23 protein-coding genes are annotated in these 26,822 nt (G+C 68.1%); 17 read left to right on the top strand and 6 right to left on the bottom strand.

Annotation, left to right across the window (positions count from 1 at the left end; all coding sequences use genetic code 11):
- Window positions 1-460: 460 nt before the first annotated feature.
- The 8 genes from rpmH to ACX80K_RS09080 all read left to right on the top strand — a co-directional run bounded on the left by rpmH (window position 461) and on the right by ACX80K_RS09080 (window position 6,289).
- Complete coding sequence (rpmH, locus tag ACX80K_RS09115; RefSeq protein ID WP_022892375.1) at window positions 461-598, top strand: 50S ribosomal protein L34; 138 nt, start codon at window positions 461-463, stop codon at window positions 596-598.
- Window positions 599-686: 88 nt separating this feature from the next.
- Complete coding sequence (gene rnpA / locus ACX80K_RS09110; RefSeq protein WP_459271729.1) at window positions 687-1,058, top strand: ribonuclease P protein component; 372 nt, start codon at window positions 687-689, stop codon at window positions 1,056-1,058.
- Window positions 1,055-1,405 carry a membrane protein insertion efficiency factor YidD gene (gene yidD / locus ACX80K_RS09105; protein ID WP_459271547.1) on the top strand — a complete coding sequence of 117 codons (351 nt, stop codon included), beginning with the start codon at window positions 1,055-1,057 and terminating at the stop codon, window positions 1,403-1,405. Before rnpA ends, yidD begins: the two co-directional genes overlap by 4 nt.
- 14 nt (window positions 1,406-1,419) lie before the next feature.
- A complete protein-coding gene (gene yidC / locus ACX80K_RS09100) occupies window positions 1,420-2,382 on the top strand; it encodes a membrane protein insertase YidC (RefSeq protein WP_459271546.1) in 963 nt (320 codons plus the stop codon).
- The gene (locus ACX80K_RS09095) at window positions 2,379-2,939 is read left to right on the top strand and encodes a Jag family protein (protein WP_459271545.1); all 561 of its coding nucleotides are present in this window, start codon (window positions 2,379-2,381) and stop codon (window positions 2,937-2,939) included. The genes yidC and ACX80K_RS09095 overlap by 4 nt, the downstream gene beginning before the upstream one ends.
- Window positions 2,932-3,603, top strand: coding sequence for a 16S rRNA (guanine(527)-N(7))-methyltransferase RsmG (gene rsmG / locus ACX80K_RS09090; protein ID WP_459271544.1), 672 nt, complete (start codon window positions 2,932-2,934; stop codon window positions 3,601-3,603). The genes ACX80K_RS09095 and rsmG overlap by 8 nt, the downstream gene beginning before the upstream one ends.
- A gap of 100 nt (window positions 3,604-3,703) precedes the next feature.
- A complete protein-coding gene (locus ACX80K_RS09085) occupies window positions 3,704-4,795 on the top strand; it encodes a ParA family protein (protein ID WP_459271543.1) in 1,092 nt (363 codons plus the stop codon).
- Window positions 4,796-4,876: 81 nt separating this feature from the next.
- Window positions 4,877-6,289, top strand: coding sequence for a ParB/RepB/Spo0J family partition protein (locus tag ACX80K_RS09080; RefSeq protein WP_459271542.1), 1,413 nt, complete (start codon window positions 4,877-4,879; stop codon window positions 6,287-6,289).
- 2,425 nt (window positions 6,290-8,714) lie between these two features.
- Here the strand turns inward: ACX80K_RS09080 and trxA are convergent.
- The 5 genes from trxA to ACX80K_RS09055 all read right to left on the bottom strand — a co-directional run bounded on the left by trxA (window position 8,715) and on the right by ACX80K_RS09055 (window position 14,147).
- Window positions 8,715-9,041, bottom strand: a complete 327-nt coding sequence (gene trxA / locus ACX80K_RS09075; protein ID WP_307085713.1) for a thioredoxin — start codon at window positions 9,039-9,041, stop codon at window positions 8,715-8,717.
- Window positions 9,042-9,066: 25 nt separating this feature from the next.
- Window positions 9,067-10,119 (bottom strand): thioredoxin-disulfide reductase, encoded by a 1,053-nt coding sequence (trxB, locus tag ACX80K_RS09070; protein WP_459271728.1) that lies wholly within the window; start codon window positions 10,117-10,119, stop codon window positions 9,067-9,069.
- Between the two features lie 170 nt (window positions 10,120-10,289).
- A complete protein-coding gene (locus ACX80K_RS09065) occupies window positions 10,290-11,822 on the bottom strand; it encodes an ABC transporter substrate-binding protein (protein WP_459271541.1) in 1,533 nt (510 codons plus the stop codon).
- Window positions 11,823-11,872: 50 nt separating this feature from the next.
- The gene (gene murJ, locus ACX80K_RS09060) at window positions 11,873-13,624 is read right to left on the bottom strand and encodes a murein biosynthesis integral membrane protein MurJ (RefSeq protein WP_459271540.1); all 1,752 of its coding nucleotides are present in this window, start codon (window positions 13,622-13,624) and stop codon (window positions 11,873-11,875) included.
- 43 nt (window positions 13,625-13,667) lie between these two features.
- On the bottom strand, window positions 13,668-14,147 hold the full coding sequence (locus ACX80K_RS09055; protein WP_459271539.1) for an NUDIX hydrolase: 480 nt from the start codon (window positions 14,145-14,147) through the stop codon (window positions 13,668-13,670).
- A gap of 182 nt (window positions 14,148-14,329) precedes the next feature.
- On the opposite strand from ACX80K_RS09055, the gene ACX80K_RS09050 reads away from it, so the two are divergent.
- The 6 genes from ACX80K_RS09050 to ACX80K_RS09025 all read left to right on the top strand — a co-directional run bounded on the left by ACX80K_RS09050 (window position 14,330) and on the right by ACX80K_RS09025 (window position 21,171).
- On the top strand, window positions 14,330-15,772 hold the full coding sequence (locus tag ACX80K_RS09050; protein ID WP_459271538.1) for a CCA tRNA nucleotidyltransferase: 1,443 nt from the start codon (window positions 14,330-14,332) through the stop codon (window positions 15,770-15,772).
- The gene (locus ACX80K_RS09045) at window positions 15,769-16,419 is read left to right on the top strand and encodes a histidine phosphatase family protein (RefSeq protein ID WP_459271537.1); all 651 of its coding nucleotides are present in this window, start codon (window positions 15,769-15,771) and stop codon (window positions 16,417-16,419) included. Before ACX80K_RS09050 ends, ACX80K_RS09045 begins: the two co-directional genes overlap by 4 nt.
- A 388-nt stretch (window positions 16,420-16,807) precedes the next feature.
- Entirely contained in the window at window positions 16,808-17,137 is a 330-nt protein-coding gene (locus tag ACX80K_RS09040; RefSeq protein ID WP_459271535.1) for a hypothetical protein, read from the top strand.
- 276 nt (window positions 17,138-17,413) lie between these two features.
- Window positions 17,414-18,661 carry a D-inositol-3-phosphate glycosyltransferase gene (mshA, locus tag ACX80K_RS09035; RefSeq protein ID WP_459271533.1) on the top strand — a complete coding sequence of 416 codons (1,248 nt, stop codon included), beginning with the start codon at window positions 17,414-17,416 and terminating at the stop codon, window positions 18,659-18,661.
- Window positions 18,662-18,707: 46 nt separating this feature from the next.
- Entirely contained in the window at window positions 18,708-19,478 is a 771-nt protein-coding gene (locus tag ACX80K_RS09030; protein ID WP_459271532.1) for a phosphatase, read from the top strand.
- Between the two features lie 25 nt (window positions 19,479-19,503).
- Complete coding sequence (locus tag ACX80K_RS09025) at window positions 19,504-21,171, top strand: formate--tetrahydrofolate ligase (protein WP_459271530.1); 1,668 nt, start codon at window positions 19,504-19,506, stop codon at window positions 21,169-21,171.
- Between the two features lie 154 nt (window positions 21,172-21,325).
- On the opposite strand, the gene ACX80K_RS09020 is transcribed toward ACX80K_RS09025, so the two are convergent.
- Window positions 21,326-22,411, bottom strand: a complete 1,086-nt coding sequence (locus tag ACX80K_RS09020) for an inositol-3-phosphate synthase (protein ID WP_459271529.1) — start codon at window positions 22,409-22,411, stop codon at window positions 21,326-21,328.
- 187 nt (window positions 22,412-22,598) lie between these two features.
- Here ACX80K_RS09020 and ACX80K_RS09015 point away from each other — a divergent pair, with 187 nt between their 5' ends.
- The 3 genes from ACX80K_RS09015 to ACX80K_RS09005 are packed head-to-tail and all read left to right on the top strand — an operon-like array spanning window position 22,599 to window position 26,816.
- On the top strand, window positions 22,599-24,212 hold the full coding sequence (locus ACX80K_RS09015; RefSeq protein ID WP_459271528.1) for a glycosyltransferase 87 family protein: 1,614 nt from the start codon (window positions 22,599-22,601) through the stop codon (window positions 24,210-24,212).
- Complete coding sequence (locus ACX80K_RS09010) at window positions 24,209-25,318, top strand: lipid II:glycine glycyltransferase FemX (protein WP_459271527.1); 1,110 nt, start codon at window positions 24,209-24,211, stop codon at window positions 25,316-25,318. Before ACX80K_RS09015 ends, ACX80K_RS09010 begins: the two co-directional genes overlap by 4 nt.
- Before the next feature lie 46 nt (window positions 25,319-25,364).
- Window positions 25,365-26,816, top strand: a complete 1,452-nt coding sequence (locus ACX80K_RS09005) for a phytoene desaturase family protein (protein WP_459271526.1) — start codon at window positions 25,365-25,367, stop codon at window positions 26,814-26,816.
- Window positions 26,817-26,822: the final 6 nt, after the last annotated feature.

The following is a 26,822-nucleotide window of genomic DNA, read 5'->3' as shown; positions in this document are numbered from 1 at the left end:
AAGACCTCTCTCGACTGCACTGCCAGCGCTCGGAAAGATCCGTCATCCACAGAGTTGTTCACATGTCGTGGATAAACGGACCGGAGCCAAGACTAGAGGATGAAAAGTGCAGAAGATAGCGGACTGACGCGGTCCTGGGGGCACCGTGAAGGGCCTCACACGGGCGTCCGAGGGGGGCGTGTAGTGTGTCTCGGGCACCGGTTGTCCACAGGGCGGTGGAAAAAGTGCCCACAGGCTGGTGACAGCGAGTTTGACGCCCCCGAGTCGCGTCCCCTAACGTTATGTAGTCCAACATGTCTGCATTTCGCATGCCATCACAGGTGTTTCCGGGTACTAAGAGGCCTCGGGATGTGACAGCTCCAGCGCGAATGTCGGATGTACACCTTCATCGCGTCAGTCTGTTCTTCCCCCTTGTTGCAATGGGCCGGACGCATCTCAAGATCGTTCTGGAGTAACTACAGTGAGCAAGCGGACTTTTCAGCCGAATAACCGCCGTCGTGCCAAGAAGCACGGTTTCCGTCTTCGCATGCGCACCCGCGCTGGTCGTGCCATCCTGTCGGCACGCCGCGGCAAGGGCCGTACCGAACTCTCGGCATAAGCGGTTCCTCCTCCGCCATGCGTCCTTCGGGTGATCGCGTCGGCACCGGGTTCCCTGCCTCGGCAGACAGGACCCCGTCGTGCTTCCGATGATCCACAGGGTGCGGACGGCAGCGGATTTTGCACGTATCGTACGTTCCGGCGCCCGCTCAGGGCGCCGGAACGTTGTGCTATACGGCTCCAGGAGTACGATCTCCTCACCTTCGCGCGTCGGCTTCATCGTCGGCAAGAACGTAGGGAACGCGGTCACGCGCAACCTCGTTAAGAGAAGGCTGCGCCACGCCTCGGCGGAGTGGGTGGCTCTGCACCCCCACGGGTACGACGTCGTCGCCCGTGCGCTGCCTGCAGCGGCGGGCAGCGACTGGCCGGACCTGCGGAAGGATTTCACCGGCTCCCTGGCCGCTGTCGTCCGCAGGCTGGAAGGGTCCGACACGGCGGAAAGGCGAGGCAGAGTATCGTGAAGAGCGTCGCTGCCAGTGCCCTGTCCTTCTTCGTCGGGCTGCCTCGCCTGGCGGCGATCGGCTTGCTGATCGCGTACCGGAAGGTCGTCTCTCCGCTGTACGGGCCGGTGTGCCGGTTCTACCCGAGTTGCTCCGCCTACGCACTCGAGGCCGTGACCGTTCACGGCTTCATGCGTGGCACCTTGCTCGCCTCCAGGCGGCTCGTCCGCTGCCACCCGTGGAACGACGGCGGCGTCGACCATGTGCCGGCTGGTTCCAGGGTCTTCCCGGCAGGGAGGACCCCCTCGATTGTTGTGTTGAACCATCCGGTGATCCCGGCCGATGACGAAAGCCGCCCCGCGGCTTGAGGAGCTAACTGATTATGGGTTTTTTTGAGACGATCCTGGCACCGTTCCGGTGGCTCGTGTCGTGGATCATGTTCATGTTCCACGAGGGCTTCACCTTCCTCGGAATGGATCCGGCCTCCGGCTGGACCTGGGTGCTGTCGATCGTAGGGCTCGTCGTCGTCATCCGAGCCGCCCTGATCCCCGTCTTCGTGAAGCAGATCAAGGCGCAGCGCGGGATGCAGGCTCTGCAGCCGGACCTGCGGAAGCTTCAGCAGAAGTACAAGGGCAAGACCGACCAGCTCTCCCGTCAGGCGATGACGCAGGAGCAGATGGCGCTGTACAAGAAGCACGGGACCAACCCGTTCGCTGCTTGTCTGCCCATCCTCATCCAGATGCCGTTCTTCTTCGCGCTGTTCACCGTGCTGAACGGCGTCGCGCGGGCCAGTGAGGAAGGCACCGAGATCGGTGCGCTCTCCCCGGAGTCCGTCCGCCAGTTCGACGAGGCCACGATCTTCGGTGCTCCCCTCTCATCGACCTTCCTCGGCAGCTTCGGCGCCGACGGCAACCTCAGCGTCATCATCCTGTCCCTGCTCATGATCATCGCGATGACCGCGTCGCAGTTCATCACGCAGAAGCAGATCATGGCGAAGAACATGTCGGAGGAGGCCATGCAGAGCCCCTTCATGCGTCAGCAGAAGATCATGCTCTACATCCTTCCGCTGGTGTTCGGTATCGGCGGTATCAACTTCCCGATCGGCGTCCTGGTGTACTGGACCACGACCAACCTCTGGACCATGGTCCAGCAGTTCTACGTGATCCGCAGGATGCCGACTCCCGGGTCGCCCGCCGCCAAGGCGCTGGCGGAACGGCGCGCGAAGAAGGGGCTGCCCGCGGTTCCGCTGCTCGGTGAGCGGAAGACCGAGCCGGCGATCGAGACCGTCCAGGAACAGCGGGTCCAGCGGGTCCAGCCCCAGCGCAAGAAGAGGAAGAAGCGATGACGGTAGACAACGAAGAGCCCACTCCCGACCTCGGCGATCCCGAGTCCGACGACGACGTCGCGGCCGGTGGCGAGACGAAGGCAGCCCGGCTCGACGAGGAGGGCGATGTCGCCGCGGACTACCTCGAGGAGCTGCTCGACATCGCCGATATCGACGGCGACATCGACATCGAGGTGCGCAGCGGTCGTACCTACATCTCCATCGTCTCGGAGGACACGTCCGACGCCGGTCTCAGTACCCTGGTCGGCCATGACGGCGAGGTGCTGGAGGCCCTCCAGGAGCTGACGCGCCTCAGCGTGCTGACCGCCACCGACTCCCGTTCGCGCCTCGTGCTCGACGTCGACGAATACCGGGACCGACGTTCACGCGAGCTGACGAAGATCGCCCAGGACGCCGTCGCCGACGTGAAGGAGACGGGCGAGGACGTGGCTCTCGCGCCCATGTCGGCCTATGAGCGGAAGATCGTCCACGATGTCGTGGCGGACCTGGGCCTGGTGAGCGAGTCCGAGGGAGAGGGCCCAGCCCGGCACATCGTCGTATCACCCAGTGATGACTGACCAGCCCCTCCCGACAGTCATCGCAGTCCCGGAGCCCTCGGTGGAGGAATCCGTCGCTGCCGAGACCGTCTTCGGGTTGCGGCTTCCACTGGCCCGGTCCTTCGTCGCCCATCTGGCGTCGTCGGGGATCGAGCGCGGCCTGCTCGGTCCGCGGGAGGTACCCCGTCTGTGGGGCCGGCACGTCCTCAACTGTGCCGTCGTGGCCGAACTGATGAGCAGGGACGCCTCCGTCGTCGACGTCGGAAGTGGCGCAGGACTGCCAGGGCTGGCGATAGCTGTCGCGCGGCCGGATCTGCAGCTCCATCTGGTGGAGCCCCTGGAGCGGCGGGTGACGTGGCTGAACGAGGTCGTCGATGATCTCTCACTCACGAACGTGACGGTGCACCGCGCGAGAGCGGAGGAGATGGTCGGGAGGATCGCCGGGGACTACGTCACGGCGCGGGCTGTATCGGCCCTCTCCACGCTCGCCGGCTGGACCATTCCTCTGGCGAAGGCCGGCGGGGAGGTCCTCGCGATCAAGGGTCGCAGCGCAGCGGACGAGATCGAAAAGGCACGGAAGATCATCCGCAGACTCGGTGGTGGCAGCGTCGAGATCCTTACGGTGGGTGCAGGAGTGCTGGAGGAACCGACGACCGTCGTCCGCATCCCGCTGCGTAAGGCCTGACGTCCCGGGATCGCGGCCCCGGCGCTGCACCTGATCCCGCAGGGGACTTACGGCTACCCTTGTATCTAACGACGTCTGGCATGTGAGAGTGAGTTACTGAGTGACCATCAAGGACGCCCCCGCGACCCGATCCGAGCCCCTGTCGATGCCCGGAACACCGGTGGCCGTCGGTCTCGGCGGAAGACAACCTGCTTCGTTTGAGGCGCTGGCCAAGGCCGGTGTGGTTTCACGTGAAACTACGAGCGCCTCCTCGGGCGCCGTCGACGCACCCCCTGCCAGGAAGCAGGCCAGGGGCAGGAATGTCCTGGAGACGATGGACGACTCCTCTCCGCTGGGTCGGGAACTGGCCAGCGAGACGAAGCGTAGGGAGAAGCTGCTGGGCAAGCCCCTCCCCAAGCCGAGCAGTACCCGCATCATGACGATCAGCAACCAGAAGGGTGGCGTCGGCAAGACGACGACGACCGTCAATATCGCTGCGGCGCTGGCCACCGCCGGGCTGCAGGTACTGGTCATCGACATCGATCCCCAGGGGAACGCGTCGACGGCGTTGAACATCGACCACCACGCCGACGTCGACTCCATCTACGACGTCCTGATCGACGATCTACCCTTGAGCGACGTGGTCGCTCCCTGCCCCGACGTGCCGAACCTCATCTGCGCTCCCGCCACGATCCATCTGGCCGGCGCGGAGATCGAGCTGGTATCCCTGGTCGCCCGTGAGCAGCGCCTCCGGCGGGCCATCGACGTGTATGCGAAAGCACGCGAGGAGAAGGGCGAACCACGGCTCGATTTCGTCTTCATCGACTGCCCGCCCAGCCTCGGTCTGCTGACCGTGAACGCGTTCGTCGCCGCCAAGGAGGTGCTCATCCCCATCCAGTGCGAGTACTACGCGCTCGAAGGGCTGAGCCAGCTGCTCAAGAACATTGAAATGATTCAGAAGCATCTCAATGCTGACCTGACGGTGTCGACGATCCTGCTGACGATGTACGACGGACGCACCAACCTCGCTGCGCAGGTAGCCGCCGAGGTTCGTGAACACTTCCCCCAGCAGGTGCTAAAAGCAGTCGTGCCACGATCGGTGCGCATCTCCGAGGCCCCGAGCTACCAGCAGACGGTCATGACGTACGACCCGTCCTCGAGCGGGGCCCTGTCCTACCAGGAAGCCGCAGCCGAGATCGCCTCGCGTTCGTAGTACTGCACCCGGTCCGGCTCGTCCGGTCCGACCACCCAGAAGTCATGGTGGAGCTTCGCTCCACCGATCGGAAGGAATGTCATGGCGGAAAAGCGGCGCGGACTGGGTCGAGGGCTCGGGGCACTGATCCCCAGCGCCCCACCAGAAGAAGCCCCCGATGTCGTCGAGGCCGAGCGCGTTCCGCGGCAGGACCCACCGGCAGCAGAGCCTGAGACACCGAGGAAGCAGGGTGGCCGGCCCGTCGACCTCTTCTTCGAGCGGGTCACGGAGGAGGACGTCGCAGAGCAGCCCCGCTCCTACTCGTCCGCGCTGCGTAGCGGCATCAACAAGAATGTCCTCGAAGCGCAAACGAAACGGGTTGGTAAGACGTCTACCCGCAAGTCCGCTTCAGCGGGGTCGGCGCCAGCGGTTTCCGCGCCGTCAGGAAGGACTCGAGCATCCGACCAACCCGCGGGCGCCGATCATGCTACCTATGAGGCGACGGACGATGGCAGACTGCTTGCCGCCGCTTCGGTGGATGAGCCGTCTGCGTCGGACGCTCCGGACCCCGATGCGGGGATGGCCTTGACCGGCGAGCCGGCCGCTCGTGCAACAAGCGAGTCTGTTTCACGTGAAACCCCCGAATCCGCTGCCGCCGCGGGCGGCAGGGACCAGGGCGATTCCGCCGGCCTCGTACAGGTGCCGGGAGCGACCTTTGCGGAACTGCCGCTCGACAGCATCCATCCGAACCGGAAGCAGCCCCGCGTCGAGTTCAACGAGGACGAGCTGTCGGAGCTGGTGCATTCCATCCGGGAGATCGGCGTACTGCAACCGGTCGTCGTGCGCCCCTCGCAAGAGGAAGGCGAGCCCTCCTATGAGCTGGTCATGGGTGAGCGCCGATGGCGAGCATCCCGCGAAGCGGGCCTGGTGAGCATCCCCGCGATCATCCGCTCGACCCTCGACGACGATCTCCTCCGGGACGCGCTCCTCGAGAACCTGCACCGGAGCGCCCTCAACCCGCTGGAAGAGGCGGCGGCGTATCAGCAACTCCTGGAGGACTTCGGATGCTCGCACGACGAACTGGCAGGGCGTCTGGGACGGTCCAGGCCGCAGATCTCCAACACCCTGCGCCTCATGAAGCTGCCGCCGCTGGTGCAGCGCCGCGTCGCCGCCGGCGTCCTCAGCGCCGGGCATGCGCGGGCACTTCTCGGCCTCGGCGACGCCGCTGACATGGAGAAGCTGGCGCAGCGGATCGTGGCTGAGGGATTGTCCGTCCGCTCCACGGAGGAGATCGTCGCGCTGTCCGGCGGGCTCCGGAGGGCCAGTAAGCCGTCCAGTCAGCGCGACGGGGCCCGTCACGAGCGCCTCGACTACCTGGCGACCTCGCTGTCGGATCGGCTGGACACCAATGTCAAGATCACCCTCGGCGCCAAGAAGGGGCGGGTCAGCATCGAATTCGCCAGCGTGGACGACCTGAACAGGATTGTCGGCGTCCTCTCGCCCGCGAAGGACTGAGGAGGACATCATCGAAGGGCCGTGTTCCACGTGGAACACGGCCCTTCGTGATTACCCGGCTGCCTCTGCCGTGCGGGTCTGCATCTTCCCCCGCCCCCAGGGATACGCCATGAACGCCGATGGGACCAGAACAAAGTGGTGCATGGTCTCGACCTTTCGTTCCCGCGAACAGGGTGGCTGTTGCCAAGGGCCACCCCACGACCGCTCGCCCACCGATGCTCTGCCGGCCGTCCCTTCTGATGCAGACGTGAACGATTGACCGGTTCTCATCCTCGTGGTGGCGATTGAGTAAAAGGTGCACCCCGCAATGTTTCACGTGGACCAATGACGACCCTCCATCCAGGTGGGCGGAAGGCCGTACCTCACAAAGCACCGAAATCGTCTCGGTGCTCGAGAACGCGCTTCGAGACCTACTACATCGACAGTGCACGATCGGTACTTGTTTCACGTGAAACATAGGGCGATCGAGCTGCCCCCCGAATCCGCGCACCAACGGTGCGGTTCGTTATGGGCAGTGGATTCCCGTTGCACGGCTACCAAGGGCTCGCGTCGTGCATCCAGCCCGCTGCTCCTGGGAGCGACCGGCAAGGAACGGTCGGGAGGCCGCGAGCAACAAGGAACGCTCTGCAATCACTGGCCGTGCCCTTCCAAAGGTCGACCCTGACGCCGTTCATCGACCGCCGACGCGCGTCGCCGATGCTTGCTGGCAGATGCTCAATCGCGCCCGGCTCACGGCATACGGCACACGGCACATAGCCAGCTCCATCGGGCACATGGCACGGTACACGCCATACGACCAACGGGACGCGGCACACTGCAGGCACGGAGGGAGGACAGCTGAAGACGAGAAGCTGCCGGCGACTGGTCGGCATAACATTCCATGATCTGCCGGGTGCAGTCCGGTTCGCTCGAGAAAGCATGTTCCACGTGGAACCAAGCTCGAGCGTCCTGTCGGCGCCCGTTCGTACGCTGATCGTGTAGGACGAGTCCTGAGGATACGGCAGCTTCATACGGGGCGTGCTGCGAGTTCTGTGGTGCGCACGGGCACCCGCCGAAGCGTCACGTTCGGTGAGCCGCCGCCACTGCGTTCGCTGGAGAGATACATGCGGTTCCCAGTGAATCAGGGTCCGAGCGCCTAGCGTGGATCGGGATGCGTCGGCGGTTCCCGGACAACTTTCAATCAGCAACTAACCTGTTTCACGTGAAACGTCGTCGGCGAGGACTGCTCAATGCGGATGCCAGAAGGGTGCCCGCTCAACGGGTTGCTCGTTCGTAGGTCACGTCCTCAACATCCTTGCCACGCAGTTCCTCCTGCACGTTGACGAGACATCGCCCGTTGCGCGCGGTGCATGCCAGACCCAGGGTCGTGGGCGACGGCACCGGAGGTCGAACGCCGACCACGTGTACCCTGCAATGTTTCACGTGGAACTGGTCGTCGGTCACCCGCGAGTGTTGGCAGTCCGAGGTTTCTCATGGCGAGCTGCGCCCCACTCGCGGTGGAACCGACGGTGGGTTCGACAGCGCAACGCAGAGGTCCTGACGAAGGCGTGGCGGAGGGCGGCCCCAACGGCCGCCACGAACGTTTGCGGCTGGATGGCCGGTCGCCCATGCGAACCTGTCGCCTGGCACGGAATGCAGGTTCGGCCCGGTCCAGGATCGCCTGGCGCCTCCCGCCTGCCTGCGGCTGCCCCCGACGAGGAGCACCGTTTCAGTAGTGGCTCAGTGAAGAGCACTTGGCAACCAGTCGTTCCCGACCGCGATCGATGTCGCGCGGCCGCCGCCCGCCAGCACCTCCGGTTTCACGTGAAACCGATGACCAGCCGGAGCCCCATTCTTGACGGTCACCTACAGGACGAGGCATCTCGGGCTAAGAGCTTGCAGTCGCTCCCAGAAAAATGAGTGTCAAGCGATTACCCGTGTATTTCGTCCTACTGCAGCCTCCTGGGCAGCGCACAGGCGCCCAAACCGTGGGTCGTCCGGTGGGCTCCATCGACCGACCTGCGGGGAACAGCCGCCACAAGACAGTCCACCGGGCAGGCTCTCGCCCAGTGGTCAGGCGTCGTCACTGACACGGCTCACAGGGCGCGGGACGCGGACCCCCCCGTTCGCCGAACTCGTTCACGGGTCGATGCCGGTGCAACCCTGGTCCGTGCCCACGAAGACCGGCGACGGAGCCACGGGTCGGTTTCACGTGAAACGCCGGACAGGGCAGCTGCTGATCGGTCGCTCGTGCAATCCAGCGAACCTCGGTGGGCCCCCTGTGTACGGCGGGCATTCTGCGCATAGGGACGGGTTCGGGCGAGGAGGACAGGGTGGGGGCACCCCGGTGGATAGGCGCGAGGATCGTCGCAGTGCGTCCCGTGATGGCCGGGACGAAGAAGGAGGACCCGTCGGTATCCGACGGGCCCTCCAATTCAGCGCGATATCAATTGATGAAGGCTGCGAACTCCTGCTCGAGGACCTGCTTCGGCTTCGCGCCGATCGAGGTCGCGGCGACCTCTCCGCCCTGGAAGACGTACACGGCAGGGATCGAGGTGATGCCGTACTTCGCGGCGATCGCGGGATTGTCGTCCACGTTCACCTTCACCACATCGACCTTCTCCGCATGCTCGGCCGCGATGTCGTCGAGGATCGGCGAGAGCATGCGGCAGGGGCCACACCATTCCGCCCAGAAGTCGACGATCACGGGCTTGCTCGACTGCAGGACGTCGGCGTCGAATGACGCGTCCGTCACATCCTTTGCGTTGCTCATTGCACTGCTCCTTGTGGTTGGTCGATCAGAGGGAAGCCGATTCGGAGACTGCCTCGGCGGGTGGGGTCGGAACCCGGGCCGCGGTCTCCGAGAGGTCGGCGGTATCGGCGAGGTAGTGCTCCACGTCGAGGGCGGCCACGCAGCCACTGCCCGACGCGGTGATCGCCTGGCGGTAGGTCGGATCGATCACGTCGCCCGCGGCGAACACGCCGGCCAGCGATGTCTTGGACGTACGTCCCTGGACCGCGATGGTCCCTTCACTGGTCAGCTCCAGCTGGTCCTTCACGAGGTCGACACGCGGGTCGTTGCCGATCGCGACGAAGATGCCGGTGACGTCGACGTCGCTGGTGGTCCCGTCGACCGTGCTCGCGACGCGGACGCCGGTGACCTTCTCGCCGCCATGGATACCGACCACTTCCGAGTTCCACAGGAAGTTGATCTTCTCGTGGGCGAAGGCGCGGTCCTGCATGATCTTGGAGGCCCGGAGGCTGTCACGGCGGTGGATGACGGTGACGGAGCGGGCGAACTTGGTGAGGAAGAGTGCTTCTTCCATGGCCGAATCGCCACCACCGACGACGGCGATGTCCTGGTCGCGGAAGAAGAAGCCGTCGCACGTCGCGCACCAGCTCACTCCGTGGCCTGACAGCCGCTTCTCGTCGTCCAGACCGATCTCGCGGTACTCCGAGCCGGTCGAGATGATAACGGCACGTGCCAGGAATTCCTCACCGGTCGCGATGGTCAGCTTCTTGATGTCACCCGCGAGGTCGGCCGAGACGACGTCCTCGTAGAGGATCTCGGTGCCGAATCGGCGGGCCTGCTTCTCGAACTGCTCCATGAGGTCCGGTCCCATGACGCCGTCCGCGAACCCTGGGAAGTTCTCGACGTCGGTGGTGTTCATCAGCTCACCGCCGGCCTTGACCGAACTCGCGATGAGGATGGGCTTCAGGTTGGCCCGGGCGGTGTACACCGCTGCCGTGTACCCGGAAGGTCCGGATCCCACGATGACGACGTCGTGGATCTTCGGTTCGCCGGAGGGGCTTCCTGCGGTAGGCGTGTCCAACTGGACATCGGTTTGCACTGTCACGTTTCGAAAGACCTTTCTGTCTTCTCATGCGCTGATACGGCCGCATCGGGCATATCCGCGGACACTTCCCTCAACGGAGCCACGGTCCTGGATATTCCGCCGACGGACGCTCCCGCGCGCACCCGATCACGGCCCGGACGGTCGTCCGGCGGTAGCTCCCGGGGTCAGCCGACCCGGATCTCGGCGATCCGCAGGCCGAAGGGGTACTGGGCCTGGATGTTGAAGAGCCTCGGCAGCTGGGTGAAGTTGACGATGACGTATCGTCCGGTCTGCGGGCCGGCCGTACCTGCCGGAACGGGAAGGGTGACCGTCGGCGCGGTGAAGCCGCTCTGCGCGATCTGCTGTGCGCCCTCGAGGTTCGGCTGGTCGTTGACCAGTACGGAGAAGCTGCCACCGGCACCATTGAGCTGATCGATGGAGACCTCCGAGATCTCCGATTCCTCCTCCAGCTCGACGACCAGGGCCAGGCTGGATGCCAGCCCACCGAAGGTGTCGCTCGCGTAGACCTGGTTGCCCCAGAAGGTGGCCGGATTGCCGTCGATGATGAGGGGCAGGTTGGCGTCGTTGGCAGCGTCCAGCGCCTGGTTGTCCGGTACCACGCGGGTGATCCCGGAGACGACAGGGGCGACGGGTTCGACCACGGGCTCGGCCGAAGGCTCGGCGGTCGGAGCCGCCGTGGGCTCCTCCGTCGGCGGCGCACTCGTCGCCTGGTCGGAACCGGGGTCGGCGAGGGTGCTTCCGCCGAAGAGCGAGCCCAGTTGTGTCGCGGCCAGCACGACGGCGACCACCAGGACGACGCTGAGGACCACGCCCACGAGGACCCGGGTGAACTTGCGGCCACCGCCGTCGTCGTCCGACGGGTCGAGGTCGTCGCCACGGTCGGCGTCGTCGTGCTCGGGAGCGTCCCCGTGCTGGGGGAAGAGTGAGGCGGCCCGTGTGGGACGCTCCGCCGTCACTGCGGGCGCGGCAACCGCTGCGGCGGCGCCGGCCGCGGTGGCCGCTGCTGCGGTCGCCGGGACCGGATGCGACCGTTCCTCGTCGCGCGACTGCCCGCCGTCCCCGCCGCCCCGAGTGGACGAGACGACGGCGGGCGATGCTCCGCCGGGCCGACGGCTGGGCGGCGGAGGGACGAGATGCGAGCTGGGTCGGCGCTCCGCCACGACCGGAGGGAGGTCGGAAGTCTCCTCCTGCGGAGTGTCCTCGGGATTCTGCCGTCCGAAGCGCCGTGTCAGGCCGGCGAGGCGGGGCTTCCGGTGGTGCCGCGGATCGTCGTAGTCCTCGTCGTCGTCGTGGATCTCGGGCTCCGTGGAACGGGGGCCGCCGAAGATCTCCGAGCCGAGCGTGTCCGTGAAGAACGGCTCGATGTACGGCGTGTCCTGTACCGGGGCCTCCTGCTGCACGATCAGGTCGAGCATGTCCGCTGCAGGAGCGCGATTGGTGACGAGGTAGGTGCCCGACTCGGTGATGCCGAGATCGAGGACCTGGATGTTCCCGTTCCGGTCACCCGTCGCCAGCTCGCGGGCGCTCTCGGCGACCTGGGAGGCGTTGCCGGCCGATGCCACGAGGATGCTGACGGGCCGGTTGAGCACCTGGTCGACGCCGTCGAGCACGAGGTCCCGTTCAGCAGAGGCCAGCACATAGGCGGTCACCTTGTAGCGCCCGCCCAGCACCGATCCGACGTCTACTGCTTCTGGCACGTGTTCCTCCCGGCGGACCATGGCTGATTTCTACCCATGCTACCGGTCGGTCAGGCGTTTCCCGGGCTGGACGGTGGGGCGCCGCCGCGGCGGAATCTCGCGAGAAGGGGCCCCACGAAATCGTCCAGTTCGGTGACGCGGAGCAGTTTCAGCATCCCGAGGTAGACCGCCGACATGACCAGCCCGCCGATCGCGAGCACGACGACGGCGTCGAGTTTCGACTGCCAGACGAAGCCCTCGGCGTCGTACCCGCCGAACACCCAGCACAGCGCGGTGCCGGCGATGGCGGCGGCGATGCCGGCGACCGCGAGGCGCACATGGACGTCGAAGACGTGCCCGGCCCCGTACGGTCCGATGGTGCGGGTGAGAAACACATGGCTGATCACGACGGCGATGATGTTGCCGACCGAGTAGGCGACCGCGAGCATCGGCACGATCAGCCGCGGGTCGAACATGGCCGCCGCCAGGGCGAACACCACCCCAATGACGGACAGGATGAGCTGGATCTTGAGCGGGGTCTTCACGTCCTCGCTCGCGTAGAAAACCCGGTTCAGGAAGAAGTTGGCGCTGAGAAACGGGGCTCCGACGGCGAGGATCGCGATGATCACACCGTTGATGGCGGCGCTCTCCGGGGATTCACTGAACAGCATGCCGAGGGGACCGGCGAACGTGAGCAGGGCCGCGGCGCCGAACACGGTCGCGACGCCGATGGTACGCAGCCCGTGGGAGAGGGTGGCACGGACGGTGGGCAGATCTCCGTCCGCATGCGCCGAGGACAGCTGGTTGAACATGACGGTGGCCAGGGACAGCGCGATCACCGCATGCGGCAACTGGTACACCATGGCGCCGAACTCCAGGTTGGTCGACCCCGCGATCTGCACCGGCGGATCCTGGGCCAGGAACCGCGGCCGGGCATCGGAGGCGATCGTGGCGACGCGCTGGTTCACGAGGTACAGGCCGTTGCCGATGAGCATGGTCACGATCGTGACGGACGCGAGTTTCCCCGTCCGGCCGAGGCCCGTCCCGCGGACACCGAACTTCGGGCGCAGTCCCAGGTTCAGGCGCTTCAGCGGGACGAACAGCACGAGCGCCTGGATGATGATGCCGAGGGTGGTCCCGCCCGCGAGGAGCAGTGTCTGCGTGGAGGTCCAGGTGTCGGGGCTGTGCAGTTCCACCTGCTCGGTCCCCATGAGCACGATGAAGACCGTCAGGAAGGCGATCGACACGATGTTGTTGACGACGGGCGCCCACATGTAGGGACCGAAGGACCCGTTGGCATTGAGGATCTGCCCGGTCACCGCGTACATGCCGTAGAAGAAGATCTGCGGCAGGCACCAGTACGCGAACACGGTGGTCAGGGCGAGGTTGGCCCCCGTGAAGCTCGTCGTCAGGCCCACGATGACCGGTGCCGCGAGCGTCACCAGCACCGTCAGCACGAGGAGGGCCGCCGCCGCGAGGGTGAGGAGCCGGCTGACGTAGTCCGCTCCGCGGTCGGGCTGGCGGCTGGCACGGATGATCTGCGGCACCAGCACCGCATTGAACACGCCGCCCGCGAGCATCAGGTAGAGGAAGTTCGGCAGATTGTTCGCCGACGTGAAGAGATCGGACACCTGCCCCGAGGCGCCGATCGCCGTGGCGAGCAGTGCCACCCGGACGAGGCCCAGGAGGCGCGAGACGAGGGTGCCGGCCGCCATGATGGCGCTCGAGCGTGCGGTGGACCCGTTGCGGGGGGCCGAGGGATCGTCGCGGACGGGCCGGCCGGCATCCTGCAGGGGGGTCGAGGCTGTGTTGGTGTCGGACATCGCTCTCCATCGTCTCATCCGGAGGGCGACGGCGTGCGCGGGCTCAGAGGTACTCGGGCAGGACCTCACGGGCCAGGTCGGCGATCCGGCGTTCGTTCGGGAAGGACAGTTTGCGTCCGAGTTCCTGCAGGGGGACCCAGGCGACGTCGACGGCCTCGTGATCGGGGTCGTTCTCGATGGTGAGGTAGCCGCCCGTGGCGATGAGCAGGAAGTGGTGGACCGTCTTGTGGACCCGGTGCCCGCTGACGGTGAACCAGTAGTCGATGCTGCCGAGGGCGGACACGATCCTGCCCTCGATACCGGTCTCCTCGGCGATCTCGCGGACAGCAGCTTCCTCGCTGTTCTCCACGCCTTCCGGGTGGCCCTTCGGCAGGCACCACTCGAGCCGGCCGCCGCGGTTCAGGCGGGCGATGATGGCGACGTCGAGCGTCTCCCGCGTGGTGTCGACGACGATCCCGCCGGCCGACACCTCCTCCACCGTGGGCAGCTGGTGCTGCACGGCAGGCATACCCGTGGTTCCCATTGACACTGTCAAGGGAGTGCGCTTGGGAGCACTTGGAACGGGTCGGTCCATGCAGTCCACTCTAACGATCTTTCAGGAGCCCCGATGACGGCGCGACGCGTCGCCCACCCGTTCGTACAGCTTCCGCGCGGGGCCGCACGCGGTGTGGGAAACGGGCCCCGATCTGGCACCCTTAAGGGACTATGGCGCACCTGCTGGACACTTCCACACTCACCGCACCCCTTCCTCCCGTGGTCCTCGAGGTCGGCGAACTCTTCGACGCCGCGGGGCACGAACTCTCGCTCGTCGGGGGCCCGGTGCGCGACCTGTTCCTCGGCAGGGTGTCGCCCGACCTCGACTTCACCACGGACGCCGACCCGGACCGGACCATCGCACTCATCAAGCGCTGGGCCGACGCCTACTGGGAGATCGGCCGCGCCTTCGGCACCATCGGCCTGCGCAAGGACGGGTACCAGATCGAGATCACCACGTACCGCGCGGAGGCCTACGATCCGGCGTCCCGGAACCCGACCGTCGCCTTCGGCACGAGCCTCGAGGACGACCTGGTCCGCCGCGACTTCACGATCAACGCGATGGCACTCAGGCTGCCCTCCCTCGAACTCGTCGATCCCTTCGGTGGCGTCCGTGACCTCCACGCCGGGGTCCTGCGCACCCCGGGCACGCCGTCGTCGTCGTTCTCCGACGACCCCCTGCGCATGATGCGCGCCGCGCGCTTCGTGTCGCAGCTGGGGGTGGCCGTGGCCCCGGAGGTCTCGGAGGCCCTGGTATCCATGGCCGAGCGGATCTCGATCATCTCCGCGGAGCGGATACGCGACGAACTGGTGAAACTGCTGCAGGGAGCCGCCCCGGACGCCGGGATCGACCTGATGGTGGACAGCGGCCTCGCCGAGCACGTGCTCCCGGAGGTCGCCGCGCTGCGCCTCGAGACGGACGAGCACCACCGCCACAAGGACGTCTACCAGCACTCGCTGACCGTCCTGCGCCAGGCCTGCGCCCTCGAGACCGGCGACGACGGACCGGTGCCCGCACCGGACGTCGTCCTGCGCCTCGCGGCACTCCTGCACGACATCGGGAAGCCGTCGACACGGAAGTTCGAACCGGGCGGTGCCGTGAGTTTCCGACACCACGACGCCGTCGGTGCGAAGCTCGCCGCCAGGAGGCTCAGGACGCTCCGGTTCGACAACGACACCGTCAAGGCCGTCGCGCGGCTCGTGGAACTGCACATGCGGTTCTACGGCTACGGCGAGGCGGGGTGGACCGACTCCGCGGTGCGACGCTACGTGAGCGACGCCGGCCCCCTCCTCGAGCGGCTCCACCGCCTCACCCGCTCCGACGTCACCACCCGCAACCGCAAGAAGGCCGAGCGCCTCGCCTTCGCGTACGACGACCTCGAGGCGAGGATCGCGGCGCTCGCCGACCAGGAGGAACTGGCCTCGATCCGTCCGGACCTCGACGGAGAGCAGATCATGTCGCTCCTCGGCATCCGCCCCGGCCCCGTGGTGGGGCGGGCCTACCGGTTCCTCCTCGAGGAACGGATGGAGCACGGGCCGCACGACCCCGCAGAGGCCGAGACCAAGCTCCGCCAGTGGTGGAGCGTGCAGCCCGAATCCCAGGAGAACCCATGAAGCCGATGACCGGCGCCGCAGCACCCGACCTCACCCCCTCCGGGACCCCGCTCCCGAAGCTGTGGCTCCTGCGGCACGGTGAGACGGAATGGTCCAGGGACGGCCGCTATACGGGACTCACCGACCTCCCGCTGACGCAGCACGGGGAGGAGCAGGCGCTCGCCGCGCGCGAACACCTCGAAGGCGTCGGGTTCGACCTCGTGGTGACCTCGCCGCTGCAGCGCGCCGTTCGCACCGCGGAGCTCGCCGGATTCCCCGACGCCGAGGTGCTGCCGTTCGCGCACGAGTGGGACTACGGCGACAACGAGGGCAGGAACAGCGCCACGGTCCGTGAGGAGAACCCCGGATACCTCATCTGGAACGACGGGGCGCCCCACGGGGAGACACTGGACCAGGTGTCGGAGCGCGCGGACCGGGTCATCGCCCGGGTGCAGGCCGGATGCGGCACCCCCGCCGACCGCGATCCCGGGGCGAAGCCCGTGGAGAACGCGCTCCTCGTGGCCCACGGCCATTTCCTGCGCATCGTCGCCGCCCGGTGGCTGCAGTTCGGCGGGATCGAGGGCCGCCGTTTCGTCCTCGGCACGGCCGCGGTCTGCGCGCTCGGCTGGGACAAGCACACCCCGGCGATCGTGCATTGGAACCTCTAGCCGCCCGCGGCCACGCCGAATTCGCCGTCCGCGAGAATCAATATCGATCGATCTGCGCAAAGGGCTGTACCCACGACATTCGATGGGGTAACTTAACTCTTGTGCCATTGGGCCTTCCCAACTCGATCTTCGGGAGTCGCCCCGGCCGCCCGACCGCACGTGCTAACAACGAAATGGAGGTGGAGATCGTGAATACAATGCTCACCGGAGCTTTCGCCCGCAGCGCCGATCCCGCCTTCATCCTCCGTACGCACTAGGAAGTCGGCGCACCGGCACCAGCCGGCTCATCCCGTGCCCCCGCGCGCGGCTTCCTCCTGTCTCCTTTTCCGGCGTCACCCACGTCGTTCTTCGCGGCCTTTTCCCGCCTTTCCTCATAGGAAGTTCTGTCATGACCAATTCCCGGCTCATTCCTGCCCAATTGCCGGACGAATCGGAATCCTCGGCCGTCATCGTCGATCCGGTGATTCCTGCACGCGGCGAATTCATTCTGAGCGGATCGCTGACTCCGCTTCCGCACGATTCCGGTACCGACGACCTGCCGGGCACCCCGGTGGGTCCCATGCCCGGGTTCCACCACAGGAAGGAGGTGCAACTCATGCTGAGGAGATGGAGGAACGGCCTCTCGCTGTGGGGACGGATCCTGTCGTCGCCGTCGCACGGCTCCCGTGAGGCCCGCGACCGGTTGCTGCTGCCCTCCCACTCGATGTACATCAGGTGACGGCCACCCGGATCCCACCGACGCGCCACGGTCCGACGCCGGTCCGACGCCGGTCCGACACCGGTCCGACACCGGGCCGGCGACGACAGGCCCCCGGTCGAGCCAGCCAGCGAAGCCCGCGCCTCCCGCGCGGGCTTCGCTGTCGTGGCACGCTCTTCGCCGGTGGCTACTCCGTTGACGCAGGCACACACCGGAATGTAGCGCGCGGACGACGCGTTATAAGGTCGACAGGGTCGTTCGACCGGCGCTGCCCCAGCCGGTCGGAGAGGAGAGGATGTGGTCGGCGTCAGGCGCGTAGCCATGCTGTCCCTGCACACCTCGCCGCTCGAGCAACCCGGTGCGGGCGACGCCGGCGGGATGAACGTCTACGTCCGCAGTACGGCACTCGAGCTCGCCAGGGTGGGCATCGACGTCGAGATCTTCACGCGGGACGCGGGAGAGGGGCGGCCCGGCCGCGAAGCCCTCGACGACGGCGTCGTGGTCCACCACCTCGAAGCCGGTCCGCGGCGACGCGTCCCGAAGGAGACCCTCCCCGGCCTCACGGGGACCTTCGCCGATGCCTTCACCGATGTCGCCGATCTCCTCGCGGACGGCCACTTCGACGTGCTGCACTCCCACTACTGGGTGTCGGGCGCCGTGGGCCTCACCCTCAGCCGTGAGATGAACCTCCCACTCGTGCACTCGATGCACACCATGGCGAAGGTGAAGAACCTGCGCATGAAGTCCCTCGTCACCCCGGAGCCGGCGGACCGGGTCGTGGGTGAACAGGACATCGTCGCCGGGGCGGCCCGCCTCATCGCGAACACCACCACCGAGGCCTCCGAGCTCGTCGCGCTGTACGGCGCGTCGCGGGACCGGATCGACGTCGTGGCGCCCGGCGTGGACCTCTCGACCTTCCACCCCGGGAACCGGGACGCCGCACGTACCGGGCTCGCAGTCCCGCCGGGGCAGTTCCATGTGGTGTTCGCGGGCAGGATCCAGAAGCTCAAGGGTCCGCAGGTGCTGGTCGCGGCGGCCGCCGAACTCCGCCGTCGCAGGCCGGACATCCCGCTCGCCGTCAGCATCCTCGGCTCGGGCAGCGGCTCCGAGGCGCTCAGGCTTCAGCCCGTCATCGACGCGGCGGGCCTGACCCACGACGTCCGGCTGTACCCGCCGGTCACCGCCGCCCATCTGGCGCAGTGGTTCCGCTCCGCCGACGCCGTCGTCATGCCGTCCTTCAGCGAATCCTTCGGCCTGGTCGCGCTCGAGGCGCAGGCCTGCGGCACGCCCGTGGTCGCGGCGAACGTGGGCGGCCTGCCGCAGGCCATCAGCGACGGACGCAGCGGACTCCTCGTCGACGGCCACTCCGCCCACCACTGGGCGGACGCCCTCGAACGGCTCCACGACGACGTCCGGCTCCGGGAGACGCTCGGTCGCGGCGCAGCCACCCACGCGCTCGCGTTCGGCTGGCAGCGCACCGCCCTGCTGACGGCGCAGAGCTACCGGACCGCCGTCGACCGCTTCTCCCCGGCGGGCGCGCGCTGAGGCCGTCCGTCCACGTACCCAGGACCCGCGCCCCTAGGATGGGAGGGTGAATGCCGCCGAGCTCGCCGCCTACCTCGACTCCGTCCGCATCACCGGCCAGGTGGCCACTTCCCGGCAGGACAACCTGAAACACATGCGCCTCTTCCTCGAGGGTGACGAGCACCTCGGGTTCGGTGTGCAGCTCACGCGTGCATGGACGTTCGACGACGTCTTCGACCTCATGCACGCGCGTGTGGGCACCAGCCGCGACCGCGGGCACACCGAGGGCCAGGACACCATCGACGCGACGAGATGCGTGGCGGCCCTCGACCGCTTCGCCGACCGCCTGAGCACATCGGTGCGCCGCCGCGAGCGCATCCTCTTCGCGACGGGCCACCCCGCGGGCCTGCTGCCCGTGCACGCGGCCCTCGCCCGCGCCGCGGCCGCTGCGGGGGCGGAGGTCGTGCAGGTCCCCGAGGGGCGGCACTTCGGGGCCGGTGACATCCGCCAGGTCCTCGGGGTCCTCGTGTGGCACCAGCACGGCGGCCTGATGCACACGCACTTCCCCGACCCCATGCGGCTGAGCCTCGACACCCTCACCGAGCACGGCCTCGCGCTGCCCGACCTCGTGGTCGCCGACCACGGGTGGGCGGGACACGCAGCCAGTACGGGCCTGCCCACTCTCGGATTCGCGGACTGCAACGATCCGGGACTGTTCGTCTCCGAGGCCCAGGGCCAGGTGGAGGTGGCCGTCCCGCTGGACGACAACGTCTGCCCCGGGCTGTATGCGCCGCTGATCGCCTACGTCCTCGAGCGCGCCGGGCTGCCCGCGACCTGACCGGCTCCGCTGGTAGGTTGGCCGCATGAGCGATCTTGAGATTGCCCGCGCCGCCGCGGTCAGGCCCATCGAGGACATAGCCGATGCGGCGGGGATCCCGCGGGAGGCGCTCGAGTTCCACGGCCGCTTCAAGGCGAAGATCGATCCCCGGCTCCTGCCCGACGACGGCGGGACCCGGGGCAGGGTGGTCCTCGTGAGCGCCATGAGCCCCACACCCGCCGGCGAGGGCAAGTCCACCTGCACCGTGGGCCTCGCCGATTCCCTCGCCCGGGCAGGACGGCGTGTCATGATCGCTCTCCGCGAACCGTCCCTCGGGCCCGTCCTCGGCATGAAGGGCGGCGCGACGGGCGGCGGGTACTCCCAGGTGCTGCCCATGGACGAGATCAACCTGCACTTCACGGGCGACTTCCACGCCATCACCTCGGCGAACAACGCCCTCGCCGCCCTCATCGACAACCACATCCACCAGGGCAACCAGCTCGGCATCGACCCGCGGCGGATCACGTTCAAGCGCGTCCTGGACGTCAACGACCGTGCGCTGCGCGAGGTGGTGATCGGTCTCGGCGGTCCCGCGCAGGGCACGCCCCGCCAGGACGGCTTCGACATCACCGTGGCGTCCGAGATCATGGCCGTGTTCTGCCTCGCCACGGACCTCCAGGACCTGAAACGGCGGCTCGCGGACATCACCTTCGGGTACACCTTCGACCGCAGGCCGTTGACGGTCCGGGACCTCCAGGTCGAGGGCGCCCTGACGCTGCTGCTCAGGGACGCCCTCAAGCCGAACCTCGTGCAGACCATCGCCGGGACGCCCGCACTCGTGCACGGCGGACCCTTCGCGAACATCGCCCACGGCTGCAACTCCGTCATCGCCACGCAGACCGCCCGGCGCCTCGCGGACATCGTGGTGACGGAAGCGGGCTTCGGTGCGGACCTCGGCGCGGAGAAGTTCATGGACATCAAGGCACGGGCCGCCGACGTGGCGCCGGACGCCGTCGTCATCGTCGCCACGATCCGGGCGCTGAAGATGCACGGGGGTGTCGCGAAGGAGGATCTGGCGCACGAGGACCCCGACGCCCTCCGCGAGGGGACGGCCAACCTCCTCCGCCATGTACGGAACATCGAGAAGTTCGGCGCCTCGCCCGTCGTCGCCATCAACAGGTTCGCCACGGACTCGCCCGAGGAACTGGACTGGCTGCTGGCGTGGTGCTCCGGTGAGGGCATCGACGCAGCCGTCGCGGACGTGTGGGGTCAGGGGGGCGGCGGGCCCGGCGGCGACGACCTCGCCGCCAAGGTCCTCGCGGCGCTCGAGCGGCCCGTCGCGTTCAGGCACCTCTACGCCCTCGACCTTCCCGTCCAGGACAAGATCCGCATCATCGTCCAGGAGATGTACGGTGCCGACGGCGTCGACTTCTCCGTGCCGGCCCTGCGCCGGCTCCGCGAGATCGAGGCGAACGGCTGGTCGGGACTGCCCGTGTGCATGGCCAAGACGCAGTACTCCTTCTCCGACGACCCCGGCCTGCTCGGTGCACCCAAGGGCTTCACCGTGCACGTCAGGGACCTCATCCCGAAGACCGGGGCGGGCTTCATCGTCGCCCTCACGGGGTCCGTGATGACCATGCCGGGACTGCCGAAGGATCCCGCCGCCCTGCGTATGGACGTGGACGGTGAGGGGAACGCCGTCGGGCTGACCTAGACGCCCAGCCCGTCCTGCAGGTCATTGCCCCCGCCCAGGCCGGCCACTCCATCCGGCGCTACGGTGCCGCAGGCAGCCCGGACACGACAGGGCCGGGACGGCCGTAGCGCGTCCCGGCCCCGTCGTGGAGGTCCCGGCGGTCGAACCGCCTCCTCTAGCGCTCGATCTCGCCGCGGATGAAGGCCTCGACCTTCTCGTGGGCGATGTCGTCCGCGTACTGTTCCGGCGGGGACTTCATGAAGTAGCTGGAGGCGGAGAGGATCGGGCCGCCGATGCCGCGATCCAGGGCGATCTTCGCCGCCCGGATGGCATCGATGATGACACCGGCCGAGTTCGGGGAGTCCCAGACCTCCAGCTTGTACTCGAGCGAGACGGGGGCGTCGCCGAAGTTGCGGCCCTCGAGGCGCACGAACGCCCACTTGCGGTCGTCGAGCCACGCGACGTAGTCCGACGGTCCGATGTGCACGTCATTGGCGCGCAGTTCGGCCTTGACGTTGGACGTCACGGCCTGTGTCTTCGAGATCTTCTTCGACTCGAGACGGTCGCGCTCCAGCATGTTCTTGAAGTCCATGTTGCCGCCGACGTTCAGCTGGTACGTGCGGTCGAGCGTCACGCCGCGGTCCTCGAAGAGCTTCGCCATCACGCGGTGCGTGATCGTGGCGCCGATCTGGCTCTTGATGTCGTCGCCGACGATCGGCACGCCCGCCTCGGTGAACTTGTCCGCCCACTCCTTGGTCCCCGCGATGAAGACGGGCAGGGCGTTGACGAAGGCCACGCCGGCATCGATGGCGCACTGGGCGTAGTACTTGGCGGCGTGCTCGGATCCGACGGGCAGGTAGCAGACCAGCACGTCGGCCTTCGAGGCCCTGAGCTGCGCGACGATGTCGACGGGCTCCTCGTCGGACTCCACGATGGTCTCGCGGTAGTACTTGCCCAGACCGTCCAGCGTGTGGCCACGCTGCACGATGACACCGGTGGGCGGCACGTCGGCGATCTTGATGGTGTTGTTCTCGCTGGCACCGATGGCCTCGGCGAGGTCGTGGCCGACCTTCTTGCCGTCGACGTCGAACGCCGCGACGAACTCGACGTCCCCCACGTGGTACTTGCCGAACTCGACATGCATCAGGCCGGGAATGGCGCCCGAGGCGTCCGCGTCCCGGTAGTAGTGCACACCCTGCACCAGCGACGCGGCGCAGTTGCCGACTCCAATGATTGCCACGCGAATGGGGTTCTGTCCCACAGTTCTCCTCGAAAGCCAGTCGAATATGCCCCGCCCGTCATCGCTCCAGCGCGGTGGGCAGGAAATGCCAGTCTACGTTCCGTTTCCAACCACGCGGTCGGCACTCCCATTCCCGCGGCCTCCGCCGGCCCGTGCCCTCCGGCGCGGAATCGCCCGGCGACGGACCCGTGACGGCTAGGCTCGGGAGATGACGTCGGGTGCGGGACCACGCGGACCGTACCGCATCAGCATCCCGAGCCGGTCGGATCCGCTGCTCCGGCCGCTCGTCGAGGGGGCGGGTGGACCGCTGGGCCGGCACGCGGACCCGGGGCGCGTCACCCCGGGCTGGTTCACCGTGGAGCGGGTGCTCATCCTCCTCACGGTCGCCTCGGCCGTCCTCGCCGTGATCACCAAGAATCCCTGCCGCGTGACGGGGTGGAACTCACCGGAGTACTTCTACCGTGCTTGCTACTCGGACTGGACCGAGCTCTTCCAGAGCCGCGGTCTGGGCGAGGGCATCCGCCCGTTCGTCACGCCCGGCGCCCTCTTCGAGTACCCGGTCCTCCTCGGCCTCATCGCATCCGCCACCGCATTCCTCGTCGACGTCGCGGCCGGCGATGCCGCCGCCGGGACGAAGTCGCTGCTGTACTTCGACGTGAACGCCGTGCTCGTCGCCGCCGTGTGGATCCTGACCGTCCTCGCCACCCTCCGCCTCGCCGGCCGACGCCCGTGGGACGCGGCGATCGTGGCCACCGCACCGGTGATCGTCCTGTCCGGCACCATCAACTGGGACCTGTGGGCGGTCCTGCTCGCGACGGCGGGGATGCTCGCCTTCGCCCGCGACCGGCCGGTGCTCGCCGGCGTCCTCTGGGGACTCGGCACGGCGCTGAAGCTCTACCCCGTCCTCCTCCTCGGAGCCGTGCTGGTCCTGGCCGTCCGGACGGGGCGGTACCGGCCGTGCATCGCCGCCTCCGCGGGCCTGGCGGGGGCGTGGCTCGCGGTGAACGTCCCCTTCATGCTCCGTGATCCGGGCAGCTGGGGGTACTTCCTCACGTTCTCCGAGACCCGCGACGCCGGGTTCTCCTCCGGCTGGTACGTCTACAACGCCCTGGCACGCCAGGCCGGCGGCACCGTGATCCCGCCGTCCGCCATCAACGCGGGGGCCGCGGCCCTCTTCGCCCTCGCCTGCCTGGGCATCGCCGTCCTCGGGCTGCGCGCGCGGCGGCGCCCCCGCCTGGCGCAGCTCGCCTTCCTGATCGTCGCGGCCTTCATCCTGTGCAACAAGGTCTACTCGCCGCAGTACGCCCTCTGGCTCGTGCCCCTGATCGCGCTCGCCGTCCCGCGATGGCGTGTGGTCCTGACCTGGCAACTCGTCGAGGTGCTGCACTGGTGGGCCGTCTGGCTCTACCTGGGCGGCCGGACGAGTGGCGGCGTCCCCGAGCACAACCTGGGGCTCGGCATGTACGCGTGGGCAGTTGCCGCTCATATTCTGGCAACTGCATATGTGATGGCGGTGGTGATGCGGGAGATCCTCGATCCGCGGCTCGACGCCGTGCGGCGCATCGGCATCGACGATCCGCAGGGAGGCGCCTACGACCAGGCGGCGGACCGGGTCATCCTCCGGCCCAGGCCTCGGCCGGAAGCGACAGGGCCGGCGCCCGGACGGATCCGCAGGGGACCGGGACGCGCTGCTCCGATAGGGTTGCAGGACGGCGCGGGCACTCCGCCCGGTCCGCCCGACGGAGCCGTTGCGCTGCGGGGAGCAGGCCCGGGCCCCCCGAACCGTCACGACCGAGACCGACCAGCGGAAGATCATCAGTGAGCGCAGCACCCCTGACCTACACCCCCCTCGATCCCGTCGCCTTCGAGGAGCTGGCCGCCGCGCACCCGGACGTCGTGATCCCCATCGAGCAGACGCCGCACTGGGTCGACTTCGAGCGGGCCCTCGGCCGCACGCCGCTGGGGATCTGGGCCTACACGGACGCCGCCGGCACCCTCGTCGCCACTGCGAGCTTCGTGCACGTGGTGCGCCGGCTCAGGGAGTCCGTGGTGGTCGTCAACGGCCCGGTGTGGTTCGCCGAGCGCACTCCCGCAGCGGAACGCCTGCTGATGGAGGCCGTGCGCGGGCAGTTCCGGGAGCACCCCGCGGTCGATCCGCTGTACGCGCGGATGCAGGTCGCGACCCTCCAGGCACCGGCCACCGGACCGATCGAGCACGGGTGGTACGAGCGGGAGATCGTGGTCGACCTGACGCCGAGCGAGGCGGACCTGCTCAAGGGCTTCCGCCCGAATGCCCGCAACGCCATCCGCCGCGCGCGGCGCAACGGCGTCGAGGTCAAGCATATTCCTCAGGAGGAATGGAATGAGGTGTTCGCCGAGGAGCTGTTCCCGATCATGCAGGAGACCGCGGCGCGCGACGGTTTCCAGGCGTTCGATGCCTCCTACTACGAGACGCTGCTGACCGTGCTGGGCGATCACCTGCGGCTCCTCGTCGCCTACCGTGACGGCGTGGCGCTCAGCTGGCTCATCACCACCGAGTACCGGGGCTACTCCGTGTACTACTTCGCCGGCAGTACGCTCGAGGCCCGTACCACCTTCGCGCCGTACCTGCTCCTGTGGGAGGCGTTCCGCGTGCTGAAGGCTGCGGGCAACACGGCGTGTGGACTGACGGGCATCGCGAGCGCGAACTACCCCGGTCTCGCGAACGTCACCACCTTCAAGCGGAACTTCTCGAAGAACGTGGTGGTGGTTCCGACCACCTACGACATCCCGCTCGATCCGATGCGCTACACGGCCGTCGCGTCCCTGCTTGCGGCCCGCCGCACGGGTCCTGCGGCCCTCGGGGCCGCTGCGCGGCGCGCTACGGGTCTCGCCCGGCGGGTGGGGAGCAGGCCGGGCGCCGTCGGCGCGTCCGCAGGGCACAGCTAGCAGCGCCCTGCGGGGACGGACCCCGGAGGGCAGGAGAGGAAACCCCATGCCAGATGTCGTGGTCGTCGGAGCGGGCCCCAACGGACTCGCGGCGGCCGTCGTCATGGCTCGCGCCGGACTGTCGGTGAGGGTGCACGAGGCCGCGCCGACGCTGGGGGGCGGATCGAGATCCCTCCGGCTCATGGACGAGGAGCACCTCCACGACTTCTGCTCGGCCGTCCACCCGATGGCCCTCGCATCACCCTTCTTCCGGGACTTCGAGCTGAGCCGTCGCATCGGGTTCGCCGTTCCCGACGTCTCCTTCGCGCACCCCCTGGACGGCGGGCGGGCGGGGATCGCCTACCGGAGCCTGGAGCGTACCGTGGCGGGACTGGGCGCCGACGGGGAGGCGTACCGCCGGCTCCTGCAGCCGCTCACCGAGCGCGAGCAGGGCATCCTCGCTTTCACGCTCGATTCCGTGGTGCGCGTCCCGAAGAAGCCGGAGGCGGCGCTGCGTTTCGGCCTCGCCGTCCTCGACCAGGGTCTGCCGTCCTGGAACCGCCGCTTCAGCACCGACGAGGCACGTGCGCTCGTCACCGGTGTCATGGCGCACCCGGTGGGCACGCTGCCCTCGCTGACCGGTGCGGGGGCCGGCCTGGTGCTGAACCTCCTCGCCCACACGGTCGGCTGGCCCATCCCCGTCGGCGGCTCGCAGTCGATCGCCGAGGCCCTCGCCCTCGATCTCCGCGAGCACGGCGGGGAGATCGTGACCGACAGCAGGATCGAGACCCTCGCCGAGGTGTCCGACGCGAAGGCGGTGCTCCTCGACGTGGCACCGAAGACGTTCCAGGCGATGTCCCGCGGACGGCTGCCGGCCGTCTACGAGGCGGCGCTGTCCGCCTTCACCTACGGCAACGCGGCCTGCAAGGTGGACTTCATCCTGTCCGGGCCCGTCCCCTGGACGCATCCCGAGCTCCACCGGGCCGGCACCGCGCACCTGGGCGGCACGCGCGAGGAGATCGCCGCCGGGGAGAAGCAGGTCCGGCAGGGCAGCCACCCCGACAGTCCGTACGTGCTCCTGTCCCAGCCGTCGTCCTTCGACCCCACACGGGCGCCGGAGGGCAGGCACACGCTCTGGACCTACTGTCATGTGCCACGCGGTTCCACCCGGGACATGGCCGGGGCCATCACGGCGCAGATCGAGCGGTTCGCGCCCGGTTTCCGCGACGTCGTCCTCCGCAGCCACACGACGACGGCGAGCGCGCTCGAGGCCTACAACGCCAACTACGTGGGCGGCGACTTCAGCAGCGGCGCCGTGAACCTGCGCCAGATCGTGGCCCGCCCCGTCCCGTCACTGCACCCCTGGGCGACCCCCCTCGAGGGGGTGTACCTGTGCTCCCAGTCCACGCCGCCGGGGCCGGGGGTGCACGGCATGGCAGGGCTCCACGCGGCACGGCTCGCTCTCAAGCGTGAGTTCGGCCTGCCCGTGCCGGCGCTGGGGCTGCAGCCCCGACCCTGAGGACGG

It is taken from the genome of Arthrobacter sorbitolis (assembly GCF_054510995.1).
This window is presented reverse-complemented; position numbering and strand designations above follow the sequence as displayed.